Raw genomic sequence first — 22,496 nt, forward strand, 5'->3', positions numbered from 1 at the left:
CGCCGCGCGAGCCCCTCGGCGCCCGCGGCCTCGCCCGCGCCCGCAAGGACCCGGGCGAGGACCAGCTCGACCTCTTCGGCTGACCCGCCGCACCCACGCCCCTCCGGGGCGACGTGCGGCCATGTCGCCCCGCCCCACCCCGCCCCCAGGGCGACGTGTGGCCACGTCGCCCCGTCCACACGCCCCTCCGGTCGACGTGCGGCCATGTCGCCGTGTGGTGGCGCGCGGGAGGGGCGACATGGCCGCACATCGCCGTCAGAGAGCGGCATCCCCCGGGGTCTTGCGGGCGCAGACCGCTCTGCGCTACGAAGCACGCACCCGCTCTGCACCGCAGACCACTCTGGGGGACCCCGATGGGCACGACGACGCAGCACGACCAGGACGACGCGGGTCTCGACCCGCGGGAGGCGCTGGCCCTCCTCGACGCCGAGCGCACGAGGACGCAGCAGCGGCTGGTCCCCGACCTCAGACTGCTCTACGGCACCTGGGGCGTCGCCTGGCTCGTGGGCTTCCTCGTGCTGTGGGGCTCGACGACGGGCCGGGGCCCGCTCGCGCTGCCGCCGGCCGCGGGCGGCGTCGTCTTCGCGGGCCTGCTCGTGGCCGCCGTCGTCGTCACGGGCGTCCACATCGCCCGCCGCACGGCCGGGGTGCGCGGCGCCTCGAGCACGCAGGGCGCCATGTACGGGTGGGCGTGGCTGCTCGGCTTCGGCTGCATGGCCTCCGTCATGGCGTCGGCCGCCGGCGCCGGCGCGTCGCCCGACGTGCTCGGGGTCCTCGGCCCCGCCGTGTCCGGGCTCGTCGTCGGCCTGCTCTACCTGGGCGGCGGGGCCATGTGGCAGGACCGCGCCCAGTACTCCCTCGGCGTCTGGATCCTGCTGTCGAGCGCCGTCGGGGCGCTCGCCGGCCACCCGAGCAACCACCTCGTCATGGGCCTGCTCGGCGGGGGCGGCTTCCTCGTCGCCGCGCTCGTCGTCGCGGCCCGCGGCCCCCGTGCCGGGGCGCCGGCGTGAACGACCCCCTGCCCGACCTCGACCCGGTCATCCACGCCCCCGCGCGCCTGCGCCTCGTGGCCGCCCTCGCCGCGCTCGACGACGGCGACCGCATCGCCTTCCCCCGGCTGCAGCAGCTGCAGGGGCTCACCGCGGGCAACCTCGGCGCCCACCTGCGCAAGCTCGAGGACGCCGGCTACGTCACCGTCGAGAAGACCCACCGCGGCCGCACGCCGACGACCTACGTGCAGCTGACCCGCCGCGGCCGCCAGGCGCTGGAGGACCACACGGCCGCCCTGCGCGCGCTCCTCGAGCCCGTCACCGCCCGTGCGGCGGCCGGTCGGTCGGAGGGCGCCGCGTGAGCGCCCCGCTGGTCCGCCTCGCCGGGGCGACCCGCCGCTACGGCGACGTGACGGCGCTGGACGGCGTCACGCTCGACGTCCCCGCCGGGCAGCTGCTCGGTCTCCTCGGCCCCAACGGGGCGGGCAAGTCGACCCTGCTGCAGCTCGTCAGCGGCCTGCGCCGACCGACGTCCGGCGTCGTCGAGCTCTTCGGCCGCCCGCCCTGGGAGCCCGCGGCGCGGGCCGGCCTCGGGATGACGCCCCAGGAGACCGGCCTGCCGCCGACGCTGCGCGTGCGCGAGGTCGTCGACGTCGTCGCCGGCCACTTCCCCGACCCGGTGCCGACGGCGGAGGTGCTCGAGCGCTTCGGCCTCGGTGACCTCGCCCGCCGGCAGACCGGGGGCCTGTCGGGCGGGCAGAAGCGGCGGCTGGCCGTGGCGCTCGCCTTCGTCGGGCGGCCGCGCCTCGCGCTCCTCGACGAGCCCACGACGGGCCTGGACGTCGACGCCCGCCACGACCTGTGGGACGCCGTGCGCGCCTACCACCGCGACGGCGGGACGGTCGTGCTGACGAGCCACTACCTCGAGGAGGTGGAGGCCCTGGCCGAGCGCGTCGTCGTCGTCGACCGCGGCCGCGTGCTCGTCGACGGCTCGCTCGAGGAGGTCCGCTCGGCCGTGCCGGCCCGCCGGGTGCGCGTGCGCGCCGCGGCGCTGCCGGACCTCGGCGCCGACCGCGCGCTCGTCGACGGCGACCGGCACGAGCTGTGGACGAGCGACGCCGACGCGCTCGTCCGCCGGCTCGTCGGCTCGGGCGCTCCCTTCGCCGACCTCGAGGTGGCCTCCGCGTCGCTCGAGGAGGCCTTCCTCGCGGTGACGGCCGCCGCCGACGACCGGTCGGGGAGCCGGTCCGCGACAGGCGTCCCTGGCACGAGCACGCCCACGACGAGCACCCCCGAGGTGGCGCGATGAGCCCGACCCCCACGACGGCGACGCCGAGCGACGTCACCCCCGCCCGCACGGGCGGCGGGCGCACCGGCGGCCTGCGCCTCACAGCGCTGCACACGCGCGCCCAGCTGCTCGAGACGGTCCGGGTGCCCATCGCCGTCATCGGAACGGTGGTCTTCCCGACGCTGACGATGCTCTTCTTCGTCGTCCCGCAGCCCTTCGCCGACGACCCCGCGCAGGCGACGGCGGCGACGGCGCAGATCTCGCTCTTCGCCGTCATGAGCGTGTGCCTGTTCACCTACGGCGTCGGCGTGGCCGAGGACCGCGCCCTCCCCTGGGACTCCTACCTGCGGACCCTGCCGGTGGGCGCGGGCCCGCGACTGGCGGGTCGCCTGCTCAACGGGCTGGCGTTCGCGCTCGTGAGCCTCGTGCCGCTCGTCGTCGTGGCGTGGCTGCTGACCGCCGCCGCGCTGCCCGCGGACCGCCTGGTGCTCACGGCGGGCGCCCTCGCGGTCGCGGCCCTGCCGATGCTCGGGCTCGGGCTGTGGATCGGCTACGGCATGTCGACGAAGGCGGCCCTCGCCGTCGCGCAGGTGCTGCTGCTGCCGCTGGCGTTCGGCGGCGGGCTCTTCCTGCCGCCGCAGATGTTCCCCGGCTGGCTGGACGCCGTCAGCACGTGGCTGCCGACGCGGGCGGGCCGCGACCTCGTCGTCAGCGCGACGACGGGCGCCGACCTGCCGGGCACGACCTGGCCCGTCCTCGCGGCGTGGGCGCTGCTCACCGCCGTCCTGGCCGTCCGCGCCTACCGGCGCGACGAGGGGCGGCGCTTCCGCTGACGGCGAGGCGCCCGGGGCGGCCTGCCGCCACCCCTGGTGCGCGTCAGGCGCCGGCGGGGCGCTGGCTGTAGGCGATCTCGGGGTACTCGACGCCGCAGCCGGTGCAGCGGTACCAGTCCATGCCGCTGACGACGACGCGCAGCTCGGCCGGGGCGCCGCAGTGCGGCAGGTAGCAGGAGCGCTGCACGGGCGCGGCGGTGCGCTGGGCGGGCACCCGAGCGGTGCGGACGACGTGGAGGGTGCTGCTGGTCATGGCGGGTCCTTCGGGGGCTGGCGGAGGGCTGGTGGCGGAGCGGGCCGGGCGGCGGGTGCCGCCGGCGACCCCTCCGTCATCGGCACGAGGGCGCCCGTCCTGCAGTCCCCCCGCGCGAGGAGCCCCACACGCGAGCAGCCTGAGACCCCGCTCCGACGGCCCGGCGGGGCGCCCCGGCCCCGCCCGTCGCCACGCCCGCGGCCCCGCGCCCCCGTAGCGTCGCGCCCGTGAGCGACGAGGGGCAGCGCGCGTGGTGGGGCCTGACGGGCGTGGTCGCCGCGGTCTGCGTGGTGCTGCAGGTGGCGCTCGCGGCGACGTCGGGGGCGCCCGAGGTGGGGACCCGCGTCGTGCGCTCCCTCAGCTACTTCACCATCGACACCAACGCCCTCGTCGCCGTCCTCGGCCTGCTGGTGGCGGCCCGCCCGGACCGGACGGGCCCGTGGTGGCGGGCGCTGCGGCTCGGCGCGCCGCTGTGCATCGTCGTCGTCGGCGTCATCTACCACGTCGAGCTGCGCCAGCAGGGCCTCACGGGGATCGACCTCGTGCTCGACACCGGCCTGCACTACGTCGTGCCCGCGCTGGCGCTCGTCGGCTGGCTCCTCGCCACCCCGCGGGGGCTCGCCGACGTCGGCGCCGCCCTGCGCGCGCTCGTCTACCCGGTGGTCTGGCTCGTGTGGACCTTCGCCCACGGCGCCGTCACGGACTGGTACCCCTACACCTTCCTCGACGTCACCGAGGTCGGCGCGGGCGGGGCGGCCGTGGGCGTCGCGCTGGTCGCGCTGCTGCTGGGCGTCCTCGCGGTCGCCGCCGTGGCCGGGGACCGGGCGGTCGCCCGCCGGCGCTCACCCGCCCCGCAGGGCTGAGCCCTGGATCCCTGGACCGCTGGGCCCCGCACCCGTGAGGCCCCTCACTCCCGGACGGCGCCCTCGAGCATCCCGCGGATGAAGTGCCGCTGGAGCACCAGGTAGACGACGACGACGGGCAGCGCCACGAGCACGGCGCCCGCGGCGAGCAGCGAGGTCCCCTGCGTGTACTGGCCCTGGAAGAGGGCCAGGCCCAGCGGCGCCGTGCGCAGCTGCCCGGCCGGGGCCATGACCAGCGGGATGAGGAACTCGTTCCACGTCCACATGAAGACGAGCAGCACGAGCGTGGTGATGGCGGGCCGCCCGATCGGCACGAGCACCGACCACAGCACCCGGTGGGGGCCGGCGCCGTCGAGGCGCGCCGCCTCGATGAGCGAGCGGTTCGTCGTCCGGAAGTACGCCCGCATCCAGTAGGTGCCGAAGGCGACCGACTGCGCCACCTGCGGCAGGGCGATGCCCCAGACGGTGTCGGTGAGCCCGAGCGTGCGCAGGTCGAAGAAGAGCGGGACGACGACGACCTCGGTCGGCACCATGATCCCGAGCAGGAAGAGGTAGAAGAGCACCTCGCGGCCGCGGAACTCCATGGTGCCGAAGGCGTAGCCGCTCATGATCGACAGCAGCGTCGCCGCCACGACGACGACGACGGCGACGAGCGCGGACGTCGCCATGTAGTCCCCGAAGCGGCCCTGCACCCAGGCGTCGGCGAAGTTCTGCGGGCGCAGCCCCGCGCCGTCCGCGGCCCGCTCGGGGCTCAGCGCCTCGGCGACCACCGTCACGACGGGGCCGAGCGCCAGCAGGGCGAAGCCGACGAGGACGACGTAGCTGACGGCGCGGTGCGCGGCCGAGCCGCGCGAGGGACCCCGCGCCGGCCCGGTCTCGGGCCCCTCGCCCCGCCGGCGGGCCGCCGTCGCGGCGCTCACCGCTGCCGGTCCGCGACGCGGTTGACGACGAGGTTGACGGCGAAGACGAGGACGGTGAGCACGACGCCGACCGCGGCGGCCGCGCCGACCTCGCCGAGCTCGAAGGCGCGGCGGTAGACCTCGTAGCTCGGCACCGTCGTCGACGTCCCCGGACCGCCGCCGGTGGTGACGTAGACGAGGTCGAAGGTCTTCAGCGCCGAGATGATCGTCAGGGTCAGCGCGACGGCGATCTCGGGCCGGATCGCGGGCAGCGTGAGCGCGCGCAGCTGGCGCGCCGGGCTCGCGCCGTCGAGGGAGGCCGCCTCGTAGAGCTCCTTCGGCACCCGCGCCATGCCGGCCATGAGGAGCACGGTGACGAGCCCGGTGGAGACCCACGTGCCGATGAGGCCGACGGCAGGCAGCGCCGTCGCGTAGTCGCCGAGCCAGGTGCGCGTCAGCGCGTCGAGGCCGACGGCGCGCAGGAGGTCGTTGAGCGTGCCGTCGGGCGCGTAGATCCGCCGCCACGCGACGGCGACGACGACCATCGCGATGACCTGCGGCAGGAAGACGACGGTGCGGAAGAGCGGCAGCCCCCGCACGCGGGCCCGCACGAGCAACGCGGCGAGCACGAGGCCGACGAGCAGCGGCAGCAGCGAGAAGAAGACGACGAGGACGAGCGCGTGGCCGAACGCCGCTCGCAGGCCCGCGTCGGTGAGGACGGCGGCGTAGTTCGCGAGGCCGACCGGCGTGCCGACGGTGAGCCCGTCGAAGTCGTAGAAGGAGAACTGCACGGCCCGCAGCAGCGGGTAGAGCAGGAAGGCGCCGTAGACGGCGAGCGCCGGGGCGAGGAAGAGGTACGGCGTCGCCCGCCCGCGCGGCGCCCGCCCCCGCACGGGGGCGGACGCCGCGCTCGCCGGGGCGACGGCCTCAGCCGCCGCTGGAGGTGAAGTCGGCATAGTCGGCTTCGAGCGCGTCCGCCGCCTGCTCGGGGGTGAGCTCGCCGGCCAGCAGCCCCTGCAGCGTCTGGTTGAGCGTCTCGCCGAAGGTCGGCGTCGCGTAGTCGAGGTAGGGCAGCAGCGCGCCCTGCGAGCTCACGTCGTCGAAGGCCGTGTAGACGTCGGCGAGCAGACCGCTCTCCGGCGCGTAGGAGGCCGTGTCGACGACGGGCAGGTTGCCCGTGTCGGCGAGCACCTGCATGGCGTCGTCGCTCGTGAGGAAGTCGATGTAGGCGGCCGCGACGTCGGGCTCCTCGGCCGCCGTCGTGATGGAGAACGGGATGCCGGTGCCACCGGTCGTGGCGAGCTCGCCGCCGTCGGCGGGCGGCGGCGCGAAGAAGCCCGCGTCCTCGCCCATGGCGTCCTGCAGGTCGGGCGCGAGCCACGAGCCCGCGACGAGGAAGACGCCCTGCCCGTCGGCGAGCTGCTGCCACGCGGCGTCGTAGTTGGTGCCGTTGACGCCCTCGTTGAACCAGCCCTGCTCCTGCCACTGCTGCAGCTGGCCGAGCGCCTCGAGGTTCTCCGGCGTCGTCCAGCTGGCGCCCGCGTTGCCCAGGCCGAGGGCCTGGATCTCCTGCGGGTCCACGTGCGCCCCCTGCACGGCGCCGAAGACGTGCCCCGCGGGCCAGCCCTCGATGTTGCCGAGGAGCAGCGGCGTGCGCCCCGCGTCGGCCGCCGTCTGCAGGGCGGCCTCCAGGTCGCTCCACGTCTGCGGCACCTCGAGGCCGAGCTCGTCGAGCGCGCTGCGGCTGTAGTAGACGCCGACGACCTCGCCGACCTGCGGCAGCCCGTAGAGGGAGCCCTCGCCGAAGACCGTGCCGTCCTCGGAGTAGGTCGAGTACTGCAGCACGCTCTCGGGGTAGCGGTCGCGCCAGCCGTACGCGTCGGCGTAGGCGTCGAGCGGCACGAGCTGGCCGGCGGCGACGAACTGGCCCATGGTCGCGCGGGCGTTGTTCGTCTGGACGACGTCGGGGGCGTCCTCCCCGGTGAGGGCCAGACGCAGCGTCGTCGCGAGGTCGTCGAAGGACTGCGACACCCGCTCGACGGTGACGTTCGGGTACGCCTCCTCGAAGGCGGCGTTGAGCTGGGTGATCTGCTCGTCCTGCCCGCCGCGGACCTCCTGGTCCCACACCGTCAGCGTCACGTCGCCCGCGCCGGCCACGTCGGTCGAGACCGGTCCGGTGGGCTGCGGCGGCGCCCCGCCGTCGTCGCTGCCGGACCCGGGGGCGCACGCCGTCAGCGCCAGGGCCGCGGCGGCCCCGAGCCCGACGGCGCGGGCGAGCGACCTCCCCGCCGCGCTCCTCGTCGATGCCATCGCCGGTCCTCCTGTCGTGGCTGCTGCTGGGTGCCGTGGCGCGAGAGCTGCGACGCGCCCGTGGGGGGAGCCTGCCTCAGAGGTCCGACGCCAGCGCGAAGGTGGCCTCCGCGCGCCGCACGGCGCCCACCGGGTCGGTCGGCAGCAGGTCGGCGAGGAAGCCGTACCGCCGCTCGAGCTCCTCCCCCCGCGGGTCCCCCGCGCGGGCCCGCGTCGTCGTCGCGGCCCACCAGTCGGCGATGTCGCCCCAGCCGGGCGCCGCGAGCGAGCCCCCGAACTGCTGGACGGCGAGGGAGGCGCACAGCGCGGCGAAGGCGAGCCGCTCCTCCAGCGGCCAGCCCGCCAGCGTGCCGAGGACGACGGACGCGCCGAAGACGTCGCCGGCGCCCGTCGGGTCGACGGCCTCGACGGCGACGCCGGGCACGCGCGCGGACTCCCCCGTCGTCGCGTCGACCGCCATCGCGCCGTCGGCGCCGCACGTCACGACGGCCAGCGGCACCCGCTCGGCCAGGGCGGCGAGCGCCCGCTCGGGGGTCGGGGTGCGGGTGTAGGCCATGGCCTCGACCTCGTTGGGCAGGAAGGCGTGGCAGCTGCCCAGCCGCTCCAGCACCGCCGGGTCCCACGCGCCGCTCGGGTCCCACCCGACGTCGGCGAAGACGGCGGCGCCCTGGTCGCGGGCCGCGAGCCACCACGGCGCGTCGGCCGCGCCGTCGGGGGCCTCGTCGGACGTGCGGGCCGCCGGGTCCGCGTCGTGTGGCAGCGCGAGCTCGGTGATGACGGCGCGCGAGCGCGGCGGCGGTGAGCCCACGAGGTCGGCCGGTGGCACCGGCAGCGGGTGCCCGTGGGTGACCATGCTGCGGTCGCCGTCGTGCGCCATCGAGACGGTGACGGCCGAGTGCCAGCCGGGGAAGACGCGCGAGCGCGAGAGGTCGACTCCCTCCTGCTCGTGGAGCACCTGCCAGCAGAAGCGTCCGTAGACGTCGTCGCCGAAGCCGGCGGCCAGGCCCGTGCGCAGGCCGAGCCGGCTCGTGGCCACGGCCAGGTTGGCGATGCCGCCGGGCAGCGAGCCCATGCCCGTGGTCCACACCTCGGTGCCGGGCGCCGGCGCCGCCTCGAGGCCGGTGAAGACCATGTCGAAGAAGAGCTGGCCGGAGAGGAAGACGTCGAGGGGGGCCTGCGCGGCGTCGCCCCCCTCCGGGCGCGCGGGCCGCAGCGGGTCGTGGCGGGGAGGACCGGCGGGGGTCATGCGCGCCTCCTCCTGCTCGTCGGCCGTCGCGCGGCGGGCAGGATCGGGGGCATGAAGCTCGTGCTGGTCGGTGGGGGCGGCTTCCGCGTGCCCCAGGTCGTCGAGGCCGTCGGCGCCGCGGACGCCGCGGTGCGGGTCGACGAGGTGCACCTGCTCGACCCCTCCCCCGAGCGGCTCGGGGTCATGCGGTCGGTGCTCGACCAGCTGGCGCAGCGCCTGCCCCACCCCCCGCGCGTGAGCGTCGGCAGCGACCTCGACGAGGGGCTCCGGGGCGCGGACTTCGTCTTCTCCGCCATGCGCGTGGGCGGCACCGCCGGCCGGGTGCTCGACGAGCGGGTGGCCCTCGACCTCGGCGTCCTCGGCCAGGAGACGGTCGGCCCCGGCGGCCTGTCGTACGCCCTGCGGACGCTGCCGCACGCGCGCCACCTCGCCGAGCGCGTCCGCGCGGTCGCCCCCGACGCCTGGACGATCAGCTTCACCAACCCCGCCGGCGTCGTCACCGAGGCCATGCGCGCCGTGCTCGGCGAGCGCGTCGTCGGCATCTGCGACACCCCCATCGGGCTCGTGCGCAAGGCCGTCCGCGCCGTGGGCGCGCCGCCCGGGGCGGACGTGTCCTTCGACTACGCCGGGCTCAACCACCTCGGCTGGCTGCGCTCGCTGCGGGTCGACGGCGAGGACCGGCTGCCCGCCCTGCTGGCCGACGACGACGCCCTCGACGCGGTGGAGGAGGCGCGCCTCCTCGGCCCGGACTGGGTGCGCGCCACCGGCGCCCTGCCGAACGAGTACCTCTACTACTACTCCTTCCCGCGCGAGGCGACGGAGACGCTCCGCACCGCGACGCAGACGCGCGGGCAGGTCCTCGACGCCCAGCAGGGCGACTTCTACGCCCGCGCCGCCGCGCACCCCGAGCGCGCGCTCGAGACCTGGGAGCAGGTGCACGCGGCGCGCGAGGCCGGCTACATGGCCGAGTCGCGCGGCGCGGACGAGGAGCGCCGCGCCGAGGACGTCACCGGCGGCGGCTACCAGCGGGTGGCTCTCGACCTCATGGCCGCGCTCGTCACCGGCCGCCCGGCGACGATGGTCCTCGACGTCGGGAACGACGGCGCCCTGCCCGGGCTGCCGGACGACGCCGTCGTCGAGGTCCCGTGCACGGTGGACGCGGACGGCGTGCACCCTCACCCCGTGGCGCCGCTCGCCGGCGACATGCTCGGGCTCGTCCAGCAGGTGAAGGCCTCCGAGCAGCTGCTGCTCGAGGCCTCCCTCACCCGCTCGCGCGAGCTGGCCTGGCGGGCCTTCGCCGCGCACCCGCTCGTCGACTCCGTCGCCGTCGCGCGCCGCCTCGTCGACGGCTACCGCACGGCGATCCCCGAGGTGGGGCGGGCGCTCGACTGAGGGCACCGCCGCCCTGGTCGGAGGTCCGGTGGCGGGCCGGGTCAGCCCCGCGGCACGAGGTCGACGGCGCCGAGCTGCGCCCGCACCGCCAGCTCGGCGGCCTTGAAGGCGTGCGCCTGCGTCATGGCCGTCTCGGTCCGGTCGAGGCAGTCGCGCACGAGCTGCCCGAAGAAGGGGTAGCCCACCTCGCCCCGCACCCGGACGTGCCGCTCCCCCTCGCCGTTCGCGAGGAACAGGTGTCCCGGGCCGTCCTGCGTGCCGATGTTCATGTACTTGCGCTGCTCGATGAAGCCCTCGGTCCCGAGGACCAGGCTGCGCCCGTCGCCCCACGTCTGCAGGCCGTCGGGGGTGAACCAGTCGCAGCGGAAGTACCCGGTCGCGCCCGTGCTCGTGACGAGCATCGCCTCGCCGAAGTCGTCGAGCCCGGGGTGCTCGGGGTGCGCGTGGTTGGCGACGTGGCTGCGCACGACCGTCGCGTCGTCGGCCCCCGTGTAGTGGAGGACCTGCTCGACCTGGTGCGAGCCGATGTCGGTGAGGATGCCGCCGTAGCGGCTCTTGTCGAAGAACCATTCGGGGCGGGTCGCGGCGGACAGGCGGTGCGGGCCGGTGCCGATGACCTGCAGCACGCGGCCGATCGCCCCGGACTCGACGAGCTGCCCCGCGAGGACGGCCGTCTCGACGTGGACGCGCTCGGAGTAGTAGACGGCGTACTTGCGCCCCGTGCGCTCGACGGCGGCCTCCGCCTCGGCGAGCTGCTCGAGCGTCGTCAGCGGCGCCTTGTCGGTGAAGTAGTCCTTCCCGGCGTCCATGACCCGGACGCCGAGGGCGCACCGGTCGGCGGGGACGGCGGCCCCGGCGACGAGGCGGACGGCGTCGTCGCCGAGGACCTCGGCCTCCTCGCGGGCCGCGCGCGCCTCGGGGAAGCGACGGCGGAAGGCCTCGACCTTCGCCGGGTCGGGGTCGTAGACCCACGACACCGTGGCTCCTGCTACCACGAGCCCCTCGCACATCCCGTAGACGTGCCCGTGGTCCAGGCCGACGGCCGCGACGGGGAACTCCCCCGGCCCGACGACCGGGGCGTGGACGGCCTGCGGGGCGTAGGTGCCCCCGTCGCTCGCGGTCATGGCGCTCCTCTCCGGGTGGGGCGGGGGCGGCGCCTCGTCGCGCCGCCCGGCCGTGATCACGGCGAGGCTAGTCCGCGCACGCGCCGTCGGGAAAGCGCATCCCCGCCCCGGCCCGACGAGCGCGCTTCAGGCCGTCCCGTCGAGCGCCCGCCGCCAGAGGCCGGCCATCCGGTGGCCGCGCGCCACGAGGACCACCCGCTCGACGTCGCTCGTCGCCCCGCGCAGCGCGGCGACGGAGACGCGCGCCGCCTCCTCGTCCGGGTAGCCGTAGACGCCGGTCGAGATCGACGGGAAGGCGACCGAGCGCGCCCCCACCTCGTCGGCGCGCGCCAGGGAGGAGGTGTAGGCCGAGGCGAGCAGCTCGGCGTCCTGCGGCCGGCCGCGGTAGCGCGGCCCGACGGCGTGGACGACCCACCGCACCGGCGCGAGGTCGAAGGCAGGCGTGACGGCGGCCGACCCGGTCGGGCAGGGCGCCAGCGCCCGCGACGCGCGCACGAGCTCCGGGCCCGCCGCGCGGTGGACAGCGGCGTCGACCCCGCCCCCGCCCTTGAGCGACTGGTTCGCCGCCGTGACGACGGCGTCCACCGGCTGCTGCGTGACGTCCCCCTCGACCACCTCGATGCGCACGCCGCCATGGTGGCTCCCCACCGCCCGACGGCCACCGGAGGTGGCTGCACGAGGACGGCGTAGAAGCCGTCCTCGTGCCGCCACCTCCGGCCGGACCCGCCGCGCGGCGCCGGCCTCCGCGTACGGTTGCCCCGCCTCGCCGTCCCGGCGGGCCGGGCCTCTAGCTCAACTGGCAGAGCAGCGGACTTTTAATCCGCGGGTTGTGGGTTCGAGCCCCACGGGGCCCACCGCTCCGACCTACGTATAGGTTCATTGACACCGACAAGCGCCCGATCTGACGGCAACTGACGACGACAAGGAAGCGACCTTGCCATGACGGGGACCTTTCGGTCGCACAAGTTCGCGGCCACCCTCAGCGCCACGACCTCCGCCGCCGAGTGGCTAGTCATCCAGACGCCGTCGCCCCTGCTGAAGTCCTTGCAACCTGGAGTCGATGAGAACGAAAATGCACGCAGACGCGGCCACTCATGCGCACAATCTTGAAGAAGCCGTCCCCCACCGCCAGAACTTTCGGAAGCTGTGACGACTTTCTCTGTTCCGTCACGGCGTCTCAGCTCAGTTGAGCGCGACTGCAGGCAGTCGCGCTCTCTGCGAATGACGCTTCTCCGAAAAAGCACTACGCCTCACGCCTCAGTCAATACTCCATCCAGCCTGCTCAATTCCAGCCGCGGGGCGGTGCGCAAGATGGCGATCACTTGGCGTGGAGTGTCCCCCACCCGCGGAGGCTCGGAAGTGTGCGTGAGTCGTGAGATCATTCGGCCACCAGAGAAGTCAAGCATGTGAATGCGCTGCTTCAAGCGCGCACCGGAATACTGACTGAGGTCCAACATGAATGCTTCGGACCGCTGACCAGCCGCATGCGCCTCCGACACACCCGAATCAATGAGGTGGATGAGGCGCAAGTCCATAAGGTCAGTCAACAGGTTGTATGTGGCAGGGGCGTTTTCCTTGTCGCGGTAGCTCACAAGAAAATATGTGTGCGCCCGCTCATCCAGGCAAAATTCGCGCACAATCTTCAACGCGGCAAGGGTTTTCTCCGCCGTGTCGACGTTGGAGGCCATGTCATCTTCGAGTTCTTGCAGCTTGGCGCCGGCGGCGTCGCCAGCTGCCTGATTGACATTTTGCACACCCACCAAGCGCGCCTTGGCCCTGCCTTGCGCCTTTAGAATTGCACTCGAGGCCAACACCAAATAGTCACGAGGGACGGCACCGGAAGCCAAAACCAGACGATCCAAGGCTTCGCCGCTGAAGATGGAAGCCAGCCGGGCAACTCCGACACGCTTTGCGTACTGCAACAGCACGCTCTCGAGGAATTGCTTAGCCCTTTTTGGCTCCTGCAGAGTTACGTCAAGGTCAATAAGTTCCGCGTCGTGAATGGTTTGGAGACCCAGAGGTGGGGATGACTGGAACCAACGAGTGAGGTGTCGAATCGAGGCCACTTTCAGCCATGCATCGCAGTCACGCACACACCCATGGAGCATGTCGAGAACGAGTGGCTGTAAATCTCGAGCAATATAGTAGAAGTCGTCGAGGTAGATGTAAAAGCGCGTGCCTTCAGTGTCCAGGTATCGGCGCAGAGCTCGCTGCACACGCGGCACTAAAGCCGTGACGTCTTCCGGGTGAGTCGTTCGAGACGCGAGCATGTTACGGACCGTCTCGAAAAGCGCTGCCGCGTCGGTCGCGACTACCGATTCGGCACGGACGTGCCTCTGGCGACTGACAAGGGTCGCCAATAGCTCTTCGAGGACATACAGAACGACGCGGTGAGGCGTCTCCTGCCTGAGGCTTTGAATGTTACTCCAACACGTGAGCGATCCTTCCTCCTCAGCTTGCCGACGAGCTTCGACCAATAGCGCGGTCTTCCCTGCCCCTCGTCGGCCAAAGATCAAGTGATGCCGTGCCGCGGTGACGACCGACAGGTTGGCCTGAGCATCCTTGACGTACGCAAGGCTCGGCTGGGCGATTGAAACGCGAGAGCGCGCACTGATTAGACGCAGCAGATCATTGGCGCGGGGATCATGCACACCGAGCTTGACTGGCTTTCCTGCCGCCTCAGCGACCAGGCTTTCAGGGGCCTTGCGCACGATGACGAAGGCTCGAGAGCCACTTCTGGCTAGCTCGTCGTCCAGCTCGTTGCCGATGACGGCGCCTGCTGCGACGTCGGCCTCCGCAACGAATACAATATAGTTCAGCTCGTCAGGATAGGCGCGGGTCGAGATTTCGAGGACTTCAACGCCCGCTCGGTCCTGGAACTGCTGCCGGATGAACTGGGGGGCCACTTGAGGATCGGCGAAGCTCATACGTGCATGCACCCCTTGCCCCTAAGATAGGTTCGAGTCAGAGACAGCAAGTTATTCGCATTAACCTGCAGCATCAACGCCGCCGCCCTGAAGTCCTTGTGCGCCATTGGGTAAGGATCATAGTCGGCCTCATTTCTAAGACCGCGGGCGTCTTTCAAGTTGTTCTGCCAAACGTTGGCGTTCGTAAAATCGCTAGGCGTGTGCCCTGGCAAGACTGAATGCTGCTCATTATCGTCGCCGCCGTGGACAAAGTAGACCGCCGCTCGCATTGCGTGATACATCGAGTAGTAGAAGCGACTTACCGCGCTTCGGTATTGCGGCGGTCGCGTTCGGACCAATTTGTTACCAGCGTCGAGAAAATGCGCAGAAAGCTGTAGCCTATCAGCGCATACCTGATGCTTCAGGTCGTCGAGGCTTCGTCCCGTAGAGGTAGTGAGATGGACGCCCTCGATGAACCCGGTCAGGAGCTTTTTCGAAGCCTTACTGACTCGCAGTAAGGAGGTCTCAGCAGGTGTGAGTCCCACACATCCTCCCTGTCGGCCGTAGCGGTGGTGAGCGTACCGCCACTGCACGGTTCATGACGGCGTGCATGGTAGGTGCAGGTGGATCACCGTTGTGCGAAGCGCTAGCTGTACTGCCCAGAGAGGTTGGTCGGGTGAGTGCGACGTCAGCGTGTGAGCGCGTCGTGACGTGAGCGAGGACCTCCCGGTGTGGAGTGGGACTGCTGAAGGTTCCGCACCACGACCAGGAGGTCCTCGTGTCCCACGCTAATGCGGCCCTGACCCCCAGGGTCCGTCCAGGCCGAGCTCGGGCGTCTGGTCGTCGAGGACGGGTGGCCCGTCGCCCGGGCCGCCAAGCACTTCCACGTGGCCTGGACGACCGCCAAGCGGTGGGCGGTCCGCTACGCCGAGATGGGCCTGGCGGGCATAGAAGACCGCTCCTCGCGCCCGCACCGCAGCCCCCACCGCACACCGCCGCACCTGGTCCGCCGGATCGTGCACCTGCGATGGAAGCAGCGACTGTCGCCGCTGGCGATCAGCGCGAAGACGGGCGCCCCGGCCTCGACGGTCCACGCCGTGTTGGTCCGGTGCCGGCTCAACCGGCTCTCGCACGTCGACATCCGCACCGGTGAGCCGATCCGCCGCTACGAGCACGAGCACCCGGGCGCGTTGATCCACGTCGACGCCCGTGAAGCTCGGCAACACCCCCGACGGCGGCGGGTGGCGCTTCGCCGGACGCGCCCAGGGCCACCGCAACAGAGCCGCGACGCCCGGCGAGCCGCGCAGCAAGCACCACGGGCCGCTGATGGGCACGGCGTTCGTGCCCACCGTAATGGACAACCACTCACGCGTCGCCTACGCCGAAATCCACGACGATGAGACCTCCGCCACCACCGTCGGGGTCTTGGCCCGCGCGACCTCGTGGTCTGCCGCCCACGGCGAGCGGTTGCCGATGGACTGCCTCGTACCGGCTCCGACGGAAAATCCACTTAGCAAAACAAGATCGTAGCAGCACTGAGGAAGTCCCTGGAGGAGCTCGGGAGCGGGCGATCTGTTTCGCGGCGGTCCGCAAGGCCCCGGCCTCGAGCTTGGGCGCCTTGGCCCCGGGTGGCATGTGAGCTCAGCATCAACGCTGAGACGCTCGTCGCGGCTACCGGGGGGTGCACCATGGAGCGGTCGATGGCCGCGGCGTGTCTGTGGGGCCACTCGCGGGCCAAGGGCCCGCGGACCACGGTGCCCGAGACGGCCCGGCCTCGCGCCCGGACCCGGTGCAGCGACGGTTCACGGCCACCGCACCGCACCGGACCAGCTGTGGGTCGCTGACATCACCTACTGCCAACTTTCGCCCGGTGGGTGTACGCCGCGTTCGTCGTCGACGTGTTCTCCCGGCGGGTGCTGGGGCTGTCGACGTCGCTGCGCACCGACCTGGCCCTGGACGCACTGGAGATGGGGCTGTAGACCCGCTCTCTCGACGGCGCCGACGTGACCGGATCGGTGCATCACTCGGACAAGGGCGGGCAATACCTCGCCATTCGCTATACCCAGCGCCTGGCGGAGGTCGGCGCGATTGCGTCGGTGAGGTCGACCGGCGACTCGTACGACAACGCCCCGGCGGAGACGTTCAACTCGTTTTTAACGCCGAGCTGGTCCGCAATAAGGGTGCTCGGAAGAGCATCGACGACCTCGAGATCGCGGTCGCGGGGTACGTCGAGTGGTTGAACTACCGGCGCCTGCATGGCGGGATCGGCCTCGTCCCACCGATGGAGTACGAGGCCACCCACCACCAGACTTACCCCGCTTCGGTCACCGTCGAGGCGTCACTCCAAAGCTTTTACTGCACCCGGGGCGAGACAGTCGAGACACCACGCCGCGAGCCCCCGACGGCGCCGCCGGCTCGTCCGCGTCCCTAGACCGCACGGTGGCGCAGGGCTACTGTCCGCACCTTTGCCCGGCCACGAGAGGTACGCAGGTGTCCACAGACGAGAACGGCGCTCGACCGGACGACGCCCCGAGGGCGAGGGGCGGCGCCCTCCGCCGGTCGGTGCGGCGGACCGAGGGGGCCCTGTCGAGCCTCGACTACCGGGTGCCCAAGTACCCGCACGACACCCACCCGGCCCTCGTGCCCGGGATCAGCATCGACGAGCAGCGACGCCGCTACCGCGTCTCGCGGTTCGTGCTCGCCGTCGCGGGCACCCTCACCGTCGCCTTCGTCGTCTGGGGCGTCACCTCGCCCGACACGGTGGCCAGCGCCGCGCAGGCCGCCTACGACTGGGCCACCGGCAACCTCGGCTGGATGTTCAACCTCGTCGCGGTGGTCGTCCTCGTGGCGCTCCTCGGCATCGCCCTTTCGCCGTACGGGAGGATCCCGCTGGGCAAGGAGGGCGAGGAGCCCGAGTTCGGCACCTTCTCCTGGACCGCGATGCTCTTCGCGGCCGGCCTCGGCGTCGCCGTCCTCTTCTGGGGCCCCGCGGAGCCGCTGACGTACTTCATCACGCCGCCGCCGCTGACGAACGACGCCGAGACCGTCGACGCCCTGCACTACGCCTTCGCGCAGACCTACTTCCACTGGGGCTTCCACGCGTGGGCGATCTACGCCGTCATCGGCGGGGCCGTGGGCTACGTCGCCTACCGCCGCGGGCGCCCGCTGCTCGTGTCGTCCGTCTTCCGCTCGCTGTTCGGCGCGAAGGCCACCGACGGCGTCGCGGGCAAGCTCGTCGACGTCTTCGCCATCGTCGCGACGCTCTTCGGCACCGCCGCGGCGCTCGGGATCGCCGCGCTGCAGATCGGCTCCGGCGTGAGCATCGTCGCCGGCAGCGGGCCGGTGACGAACACCGTGCTCGTCGCGATCATCGCCGTCCTCACGGCGTGCTTCATCGTCTCGGCGGTCTCGGGCGTCGCCCGGGGCATCCGCTACCTGTCGAACACCAACATCCTGCTGACGGTCGGGATGCTCCTGGTCGTGGTGGTCCTCGGCCCCACGCTCTTCCTGCTCAACCTCGTGCCGTCGGCGATCATGGAGTACCTCGGGTCCCTCTTCGACCTCATGGGGCGCTCGCTGTCCTGGGGCGAGGAGACGCAGGCCTTCCAGTCGACGTGGACCGTCTACTACTGGGCCTGGTGGATCTCCTGGGCGCCCTTCGTCGGGATCTTCATCGCGCGCATCTCCCGCGGCCGCAGCATCCGCCAGTTCCTCCTCGGCACGATCTTCATCCCCTCCGCGCTGATCTTCGTCGCGTACGGGGTCATGGGCGGCACGGCCATCTCGATGTACCGGGACGGCGCCCCCGGCTTCTCCGACGACATGGCGGCGCCGGAGGTGCTCTTCGCCCTGCTCGACAACCTGCCCGCGGTGGCGGGCTGGATCCCCTTCGTCGCCATGGCGATCCTCGCCATCTTCTTCATCACCGCGGCCGACTCGGCCTCCATCGTCATGGGGATGCTCAGCACCGGCGGCTCGCAGACCCCGCCGCGGCCGCTGGTGGTCTTCTGGGGCCTCGTCATGGCCGGCATCGCGGTGGTGATGCTGACGCTCGGCCAGGGCGTGGCGCTGCAGGGCCTGCAGCAGCTCGTCATCATCACGGCCGTGCCGTTCGCGCTGGTGCTCCTCCTGGCCGTCGTCGCCTGGTTCAAGGAGCTGCGGACCGACCCCATCGCCCTGCGCCAGCGCTACACCCGCTCGGCGCTCGACAACGCCGTGACCGACGGCATCGAGCGCTACGGGGACGACTTCGCGGTGCAGGTCACCCGCAGCGAGCAGGACCGGGGGGCGGGCGCGGACGTCGACTCCACCAGCGCCGAGTACACCGAGTGGTACCAGCGGCACGACGAGGACGGCGAGCCCGTGGGCTACGACTTCTCCACGGGCGAGTGGGCCGACGGCTACCGCGACGGCGAGGAGGCGACGGCGCCCTCGGGCGACGGGACGGCGCCGGCCGAGCGGCCGGAGGGGTCGCACGACGGGGCCCACGAGGAGGCACCGCCGGAGCGGTCCGACGGGACGTCACCGAGGTCGGGCGCGCGTCGGTCCTGACGCCGCCGCGCCCCGGCCCCTCGGCCGGGGCGCGGACCGCCGCGCCCGGCCGCGGGGCAGGAGGGGCGGTCAAGATCGGGGCCGGACCTGCCGAGAACCCGACCATGCGCTCCGCCACCACCCGTCCGGCCGCCGCGGTGCGGCGGCTGCTCGGTCCCGTGCTCGTGCTCGGGATGCTCACGGCGGCGCTCGCGCTGCTGCACCGCACGTTCCGCGGCTACGACTGGTCCGACCTCGGTCGCGACCTCCTGGGCCTCGGGCCAGGCGTGGCGCTCGCGGCCCTGCTCGCCACCGCGGCCTCCTACGTCGCGATGACGGGCTACGACACCCTGGCGCTGCGCTACGTCGGCCACCCGCTGCCCTACCGCCGCTACGGTCTCGCGTCCTTCGTGGCCACGGCCTTCGGCAACAACCTCGGCGCCTCGGCCGTGGTGGGCGCGGCGCTGCGCGCCCGCGTGTACTCGAGCTGGCAGGTGCCGCGCTCGGCCGTCGCGCGCATCGTCGGCCTCAACACCGTGACGCTGGCGCTCGGCGCCGCCGTCCTCGCCGGCGCCGGCGTGCTGCACGACCCGGTGACCGCCGCCCGGGCCCTGCGCCTGCCGCCGACGGTCGTGGTCGCCCTCGGCGCCCTCCTGCTCGCGGGGGTGCTCGGGTACCTCGTCTGGGCCCTCGTCGGACGCGCGGTGGGCCGCGGCCGCTGGCGCCTCGAGCGCCCCTCGCCCCGCCTCGCGCTCACCCAGGTGGTGCTCTCGACGCTCGAGTGGCTCTCGATGGCCGCCGTCCTCCACGTCCTCCTGCCCGCCGACGACCGGATGGCCTTCCTCCCCTTCGCCGCCGCCTTCGCCGTCGCGACCGTCGCCGGGCTCGTGAGCAACGTGCCCGGGGGCCTCGGGGTCTTCGAGACGGTGCTCGTGGTCCTCCTCGGCGGGACGACGTCGCCCGCGGACCTCGCCGTGGCCCTCGTCGCCTACCGGCTCGTCTACTTCGTGCTCCCGCTGCTCCTCGCCGCGGTGCTCCTCGTCCGCCACGAGATCCGCACGGGCGCCGCGACAGCGCCCCTTCCCACGACCGCTACCCCGGACGTCCACGCGCCGGTCGCCGGCGCCGCCGGGCTGCGCGTGCCGGCCATGCGGGCGCCCTCGGCCGCGGAGCAGTCCCGCCCGGCCGGCGCCGCCACGACGGCGGGACGCCTGCCCACCGTGCTCACGCCGTCCGTGCTCGCCCTCGTCGTCGCGGGCGCCGGCACCTTCGTGGCCGTGCGCGGCGACCTCCCCGGCAGCCGCGGCCTCGACGTGCCGGCCATGGCCACGAGCCTCGTCGGGTGGTCCGCGCTGCTCCTCGGGCTCGGGCTGCACCGGCGGCTGCGCACCGCCTGGGCCGCCGCGCTCGCGCTCCTCGTGGGGACGGCGGTCCTCGCCGTGACGCACGGCGACGTCGTGCTCGGCGCCGTCACCGCGACGCTCGCGCTGCTCCTCGTGCCCGCGCGGACGGTCTTCTCCCGCGGCACGCGCTCCTGGCGCCCGCGCGACCTCGTGCGACCGGCGGCCGCGGCCGCCCTCGTCGCCGGGGCGGTCGCCTGGCAGGAGGTCGCCGGCTCCGTCGACGCCCCCGTGCTCGCGACGGCCCTGTCCGGCGCTCCGCCCGCCGACCGGCTCGCCGCCGTCGCGGGCGTCGCCGGCGTCGTCCTCGCGGGCACCTGGGTCCTGCGGCGCCGTCGGCCCGGCGGGCCGTCCGCGGACGACGACGAGCTGGCCCGCGTCGAGGACCTCGTCGCCCGCTCGGGGCGCTGCGCCGCCCAGCTCGCCTTCACCGGCGACAAGCGCTTCTTCTTCGCCCCGTGCGGGGCCGCCTTCCTCATGTACCAGGTGGAGGGCCGCAGCTGGGTCGTCATGGGCGACCCGGTGGGCGACCCGGCCGCCGTCCCGGGGCTGCTCCGCAGCTTCCTCGCCGAGGTGGACCGGCACGCCGGTCGCCCCGTCCTCTACAGCGTCCTCGACGACCACGCCGACCTCTACCGCGCCCACGGCCTCGCCGTCACGAAGTTCGGCGAGGAGGCCGTCGTGCCCCTCCAGGGCTACACGCTCTCGGGCAAGGCGAAGACGAACCTGCGCACGTGCCGGAACAAGTCCCAGCGGCTCGGCATGACGGTCGAGGTCGTGGCGCCCGAGGACGTCGCCCCGCTCGTGCCCGAGCTGCGCGCCGTCTCCGACGCCTGGCTCGCGGAGCGACGGGGCGGCGAGAAGCGCTTCTCCCTCGGCGCCTTCGACGACGACTACGTCCGCCGCTCCCCCGTCGCCGTGGTGCGCCAGGAGGGGCGCGTCATCGCCTTCGCGACCCTCTGGGTGGGCGGGGACGGCGAGGAGGTCCAGGTGGACCTCATGCGACGCCTCCCCGACGGGCCGAGCACCGTCATGACCTACCTCTTCGTCGAGAGCCTCCTCTGGGCGCAGGAGCAGGGCTTCTCCGCCTTCAACCTCGGCACGGCCCCGCTCTCGGGGCTGCGGACGGGCGCCGGCGCCCCCGCCTGGGAGCGGCTCGGGCACCTCGTGTGGACCCACGGCGGGCCCCTCTACAACTTCCAGGGGCTGCGCGCCTTCAAGCAGGGCTTCGGCCCGCAGTGGCGCCCCTGCTACGTGGCCGCCCCGCGGGGGCTCGTCCTGCCGGGGGCGATGGTCGACGTCGCGACCCTCGTCGGCGGCGGTGTGCGCGGCGTCGTCCGAGGATGAGCTCGTGAGCTCCCGACGCGCGGCCGCCCCACGCCGCGGCGCGCGCACCGTCGCCGCCGTCCTCGGCGCCCTCGTCCTCGCCGCCTGCGGCGCCGGACCCAGCGGGGCGCCGGCAGCGACGGCCACGACGGCCTCCCCCGCCGCGAGCGCCGCCCGACCCGCGCCCCCGCCGGCGGGCGGGGTTCTCGACTACCAGCTCGGCGGCGCCTACCCGCCCGCCGCCGACGTCGACGTCGTCGTCCGCGACCGGACGGCGCCGCCCGTCCGCGGCGTGTACTCCGTCTGCTACGTCAACGCCTTCCAGACCCAGCCCGGCGAGACCGCCTGGTGGCGGCGCGCGCACCCCGACCTCCTCCTGCGCGACGCCCGCGGGCGGCTCGTCGAGGACGCGGACTGGCCCGGCGAGGTGCTCCTCGACACGTCGACGTCGGCGAGGCGGACGGCGGCGGCCCGGGTCGTCGGGCGCTGGGTCGACGGCTGCGCCGCCGCGGGCTACCGGGCGGTCGAGCTCGACAACCTCGACGCCTTCACCCGCTCCGGAGGGCGGCTGACGCAGGGGCAGGCGGTGGCCTTCGCCGGCCTGCTGGCGCAGCGCGCCCACGCGGCCGGCCTCGCCGTGGCGCAGAAGAACACCGCCGAGCTGACGCGCCGCCAGGTCCGCGCGGTCGGGTTCGACTTCGCCGTCGCCGAGGAGTGCCAGGTCTGGGACGAGTGCGACGTCTACACGGGCCACTACGGGCGCCACGTCCTCGAGGTCGAGTACACCGACACCGGCCGGCGGCCCTTCCGCGAGGCGTGCGCGGCGCGTGGCGACCGCGTGTCCGTCCTGCTCCGGGACCGCGACGTCGTCCCCCGCGGCACCCGCGGGCACGTCTCCGAGCACTGCTGACCGGCGCGACCCAACCGCCCGGCGCCCGGGTCCGAACCACCGGCACGGCCGACGACGACGAGAGGACGCCCGTGACGAGCACCGCCACCCGCGCGCCCCACCGGCCCGGCAGCCGCTGCGCCGGGGGTGCGAGCATGGGACGCCCCGCCCCCTCGCCCTCCCGGGAGGACGCCGTGCCCCAGGCCGCCGCCGCTCGACGCCCGCGCGGGCGGGGCTGACCGCCGTGG

At 73.5% G+C, this 22,496-nt stretch carries 17 protein-coding genes, 1 tRNA gene and 1 pseudogene; 11 read left to right on the plus strand and 8 right to left on the minus strand.

The genetic code is table 11. The annotated features are described in order from the left end of the window. Window positions 1-353 precede the first annotated feature (353 nt). From HLB09_RS03220 to HLB09_RS03235, 4 genes are read left to right on the plus strand one after another with little or no spacing between them, the layout of a single operon-like run. On the plus strand, window positions 354-1,010 hold the full coding sequence (locus tag HLB09_RS03220; protein WP_171201968.1) for a hypothetical protein: 657 nt from the start codon (window positions 354-356) through the stop codon (window positions 1,008-1,010). Further along, window positions 1,007-1,351 (plus strand): transcriptional regulator, encoded by a 345-nt coding sequence (locus HLB09_RS03225; RefSeq protein ID WP_212770480.1) that lies wholly within the window; start codon window positions 1,007-1,009, stop codon window positions 1,349-1,351. The genes HLB09_RS03220 and HLB09_RS03225 overlap by 4 nt, the downstream gene beginning before the upstream one ends. Further along, on the plus strand, window positions 1,348-2,298 hold the full coding sequence (locus HLB09_RS03230; RefSeq protein ID WP_171201969.1) for an ABC transporter ATP-binding protein: 951 nt from the start codon (window positions 1,348-1,350) through the stop codon (window positions 2,296-2,298). Before HLB09_RS03225 ends, HLB09_RS03230 begins: the two co-directional genes overlap by 4 nt. Beyond that, window positions 2,295-3,110 carry an ABC transporter permease gene (locus HLB09_RS03235; protein ID WP_171201970.1) on the plus strand — a complete coding sequence of 272 codons (816 nt, stop codon included), beginning with the start codon at window positions 2,295-2,297 and terminating at the stop codon, window positions 3,108-3,110. Before HLB09_RS03230 ends, HLB09_RS03235 begins: the two co-directional genes overlap by 4 nt. A 43-nt stretch (window positions 3,111-3,153) precedes the next feature. On the opposite strand, the gene HLB09_RS03240 is transcribed toward HLB09_RS03235, so the two are convergent. Beyond that, complete coding sequence (locus HLB09_RS03240) at window positions 3,154-3,363, minus strand: hypothetical protein (protein WP_171201971.1); 210 nt, start codon at window positions 3,361-3,363, stop codon at window positions 3,154-3,156. A gap of 227 nt (window positions 3,364-3,590) precedes the next feature. Here HLB09_RS03240 and HLB09_RS03245 point away from each other — a divergent pair, with 227 nt between their 5' ends. Continuing rightward, window positions 3,591-4,226 carry a Pr6Pr family membrane protein gene (locus tag HLB09_RS03245; RefSeq protein WP_171201972.1) on the plus strand — a complete coding sequence of 212 codons (636 nt, stop codon included), beginning with the start codon at window positions 3,591-3,593 and terminating at the stop codon, window positions 4,224-4,226. A gap of 44 nt (window positions 4,227-4,270) precedes the next feature. Here the strand turns inward: HLB09_RS03245 and HLB09_RS19720 are convergent, their stop codons facing one another. From HLB09_RS19720 to HLB09_RS03265, 4 genes are all read right to left on the minus strand, one after another. Continuing rightward, window positions 4,271-5,023, minus strand: a complete 753-nt coding sequence (locus tag HLB09_RS19720) for a carbohydrate ABC transporter permease (protein ID WP_344552449.1) — start codon at window positions 5,021-5,023, stop codon at window positions 4,271-4,273. Window positions 5,024-5,142: 119 nt separating this feature from the next. Beyond that, window positions 5,143-6,081: a carbohydrate ABC transporter permease gene (locus HLB09_RS03255; RefSeq protein ID WP_171201974.1), complete on the minus strand. Its 939-nt coding sequence runs from the start codon at window positions 6,079-6,081 to the stop codon at window positions 5,143-5,145. Next, the gene (locus HLB09_RS03260) at window positions 6,053-7,435 is read right to left on the minus strand and encodes an ABC transporter substrate-binding protein (RefSeq protein ID WP_171201975.1); all 1,383 of its coding nucleotides are present in this window, start codon (window positions 7,433-7,435) and stop codon (window positions 6,053-6,055) included. The genes HLB09_RS03255 and HLB09_RS03260 overlap by 29 nt, the downstream gene beginning before the upstream one ends. 76 nt (window positions 7,436-7,511) lie before the next feature. After that, a complete protein-coding gene (locus HLB09_RS03265; protein ID WP_171201976.1) occupies window positions 7,512-8,681 on the minus strand; it encodes a PfkB family carbohydrate kinase in 1,170 nt (389 codons plus the stop codon). Between the two features lie 51 nt (window positions 8,682-8,732). Between HLB09_RS03265 and HLB09_RS03270 the strand changes: the two genes are divergently transcribed. Next, on the plus strand, window positions 8,733-10,073 hold the full coding sequence (locus tag HLB09_RS03270; protein ID WP_171201977.1) for a 6-phospho-beta-glucosidase: 1,341 nt from the start codon (window positions 8,733-8,735) through the stop codon (window positions 10,071-10,073). A 41-nt stretch (window positions 10,074-10,114) separates the two neighbouring features. Here the strand turns inward: HLB09_RS03270 and HLB09_RS03275 are convergent, their stop codons facing one another. Both HLB09_RS03275 and HLB09_RS03280 read right to left on the minus strand, forming a co-directional pair. Further along, a complete protein-coding gene (locus HLB09_RS03275; RefSeq protein ID WP_171201978.1) occupies window positions 10,115-11,197 on the minus strand; it encodes a Gfo/Idh/MocA family protein in 1,083 nt (360 codons plus the stop codon). A gap of 126 nt (window positions 11,198-11,323) precedes the next feature. Further along, window positions 11,324-11,824: a macro domain-containing protein gene (locus tag HLB09_RS03280; protein WP_171201979.1), complete on the minus strand. Its 501-nt coding sequence runs from the start codon at window positions 11,822-11,824 to the stop codon at window positions 11,324-11,326. A 154-nt stretch (window positions 11,825-11,978) separates the two neighbouring features. Here HLB09_RS03280 and HLB09_RS03285 point away from each other — a divergent pair. Beyond that, window positions 11,979-12,051: transfer RNA gene (locus HLB09_RS03285), tRNA-Lys, on the plus strand. Window positions 12,052-12,447: 396 nt separating this feature from the next. Here HLB09_RS03285 and HLB09_RS03290 read toward each other — a convergent pair. Then, window positions 12,448-14,124 (minus strand): AAA family ATPase, encoded by a 1,677-nt coding sequence (locus tag HLB09_RS03290; protein WP_171201980.1) that lies wholly within the window; start codon window positions 14,122-14,124, stop codon window positions 12,448-12,450. A 757-nt stretch (window positions 14,125-14,881) separates the two neighbouring features. On the opposite strand from HLB09_RS03290, the pseudogene HLB09_RS03295 reads away from it, so the two are divergent. The 4 genes and pseudogenes from HLB09_RS03295 to HLB09_RS03310 all read left to right on the plus strand — a co-directional run. Next, window positions 14,882-15,564, plus strand: a pseudogene (locus HLB09_RS03295) (leucine zipper domain-containing protein); the annotation flags it as partial. 1,029 nt (window positions 15,565-16,593) lie between these two features. Further along, window positions 16,594-18,654, plus strand: coding sequence for a BCCT family transporter (locus tag HLB09_RS03300; RefSeq protein WP_171201981.1), 2,061 nt, complete (start codon window positions 16,594-16,596; stop codon window positions 18,652-18,654). A gap of 104 nt (window positions 18,655-18,758) precedes the next feature. Beyond that, window positions 18,759-21,380, plus strand: a complete 2,622-nt coding sequence (mprF, locus tag HLB09_RS03305) for a bifunctional lysylphosphatidylglycerol flippase/synthetase MprF (RefSeq protein WP_171201982.1) — start codon at window positions 18,759-18,761, stop codon at window positions 21,378-21,380. A 4-nt stretch (window positions 21,381-21,384) separates the two neighbouring features. Next, a complete protein-coding gene (locus HLB09_RS03310) occupies window positions 21,385-22,269 on the plus strand; it encodes an endo alpha-1,4 polygalactosaminidase (protein WP_171201983.1) in 885 nt (294 codons plus the stop codon). Window positions 22,270-22,496: the final 227 nt, after the last annotated feature.

The organism is Pseudokineococcus marinus (assembly GCF_013004605.1).
In the GTDB taxonomy this organism is placed as follows: domain Bacteria; phylum Actinomycetota; class Actinomycetes; order Actinomycetales; family Quadrisphaeraceae; genus Pseudokineococcus; species Pseudokineococcus marinus.

What these genes read in the sequence shown, in the direction of transcription:
- HLB09_RS03220 (WP_171201968.1), top strand. Translation starts at nt 354, where the DNA reads ATGGGCACGACGACGCAGCACGACCAGGACGACGCGGGTCTCGACCCG.
- HLB09_RS03235 (WP_171201970.1), top strand. Translation starts at nt 2,295, where the DNA reads ATGAGCCCGACCCCCACGACGGCGACGCCGAGCGACGTCACCCCCGCC.
- HLB09_RS03240 (WP_171201971.1), bottom strand. Translation starts at nt 3,363, where the DNA reads ATGACCAGCAGCACCCTCCACGTCGTCCGCACCGCTCGGGTGCCCGCC.
- HLB09_RS03255 (WP_171201974.1), bottom strand. Translation starts at nt 6,081, where the DNA reads ATGCCGACTTCACCTCCAGCGGCGGCTGAGGCCGTCGCCCCGGCGAGC.
- HLB09_RS03260 (WP_171201975.1), bottom strand. Translation starts at nt 7,435, where the DNA reads ATGGCATCGACGAGGAGCGCGGCGGGGAGGTCGCTCGCCCGCGCCGTC.
- HLB09_RS03265 (WP_171201976.1), bottom strand. Translation starts at nt 8,681, where the DNA reads ATGACCCCCGCCGGTCCTCCCCGCCACGACCCGCTGCGGCCCGCGCGC.
- HLB09_RS03270 (WP_171201977.1), top strand. Translation starts at nt 8,733, where the DNA reads ATGAAGCTCGTGCTGGTCGGTGGGGGCGGCTTCCGCGTGCCCCAGGTC.
- HLB09_RS03275 (WP_171201978.1), bottom strand. Translation starts at nt 11,197, where the DNA reads ATGACCGCGAGCGACGGGGGCACCTACGCCCCGCAGGCCGTCCACGCC.
- HLB09_RS03290 (WP_171201980.1), bottom strand. Translation starts at nt 14,124, where the DNA reads ATGAGCTTCGCCGATCCTCAAGTGGCCCCCCAGTTCATCCGGCAGCAG.
- mprF (WP_171201982.1), top strand. Translation starts at nt 18,759, where the DNA reads ATGCGCTCCGCCACCACCCGTCCGGCCGCCGCGGTGCGGCGGCTGCTC.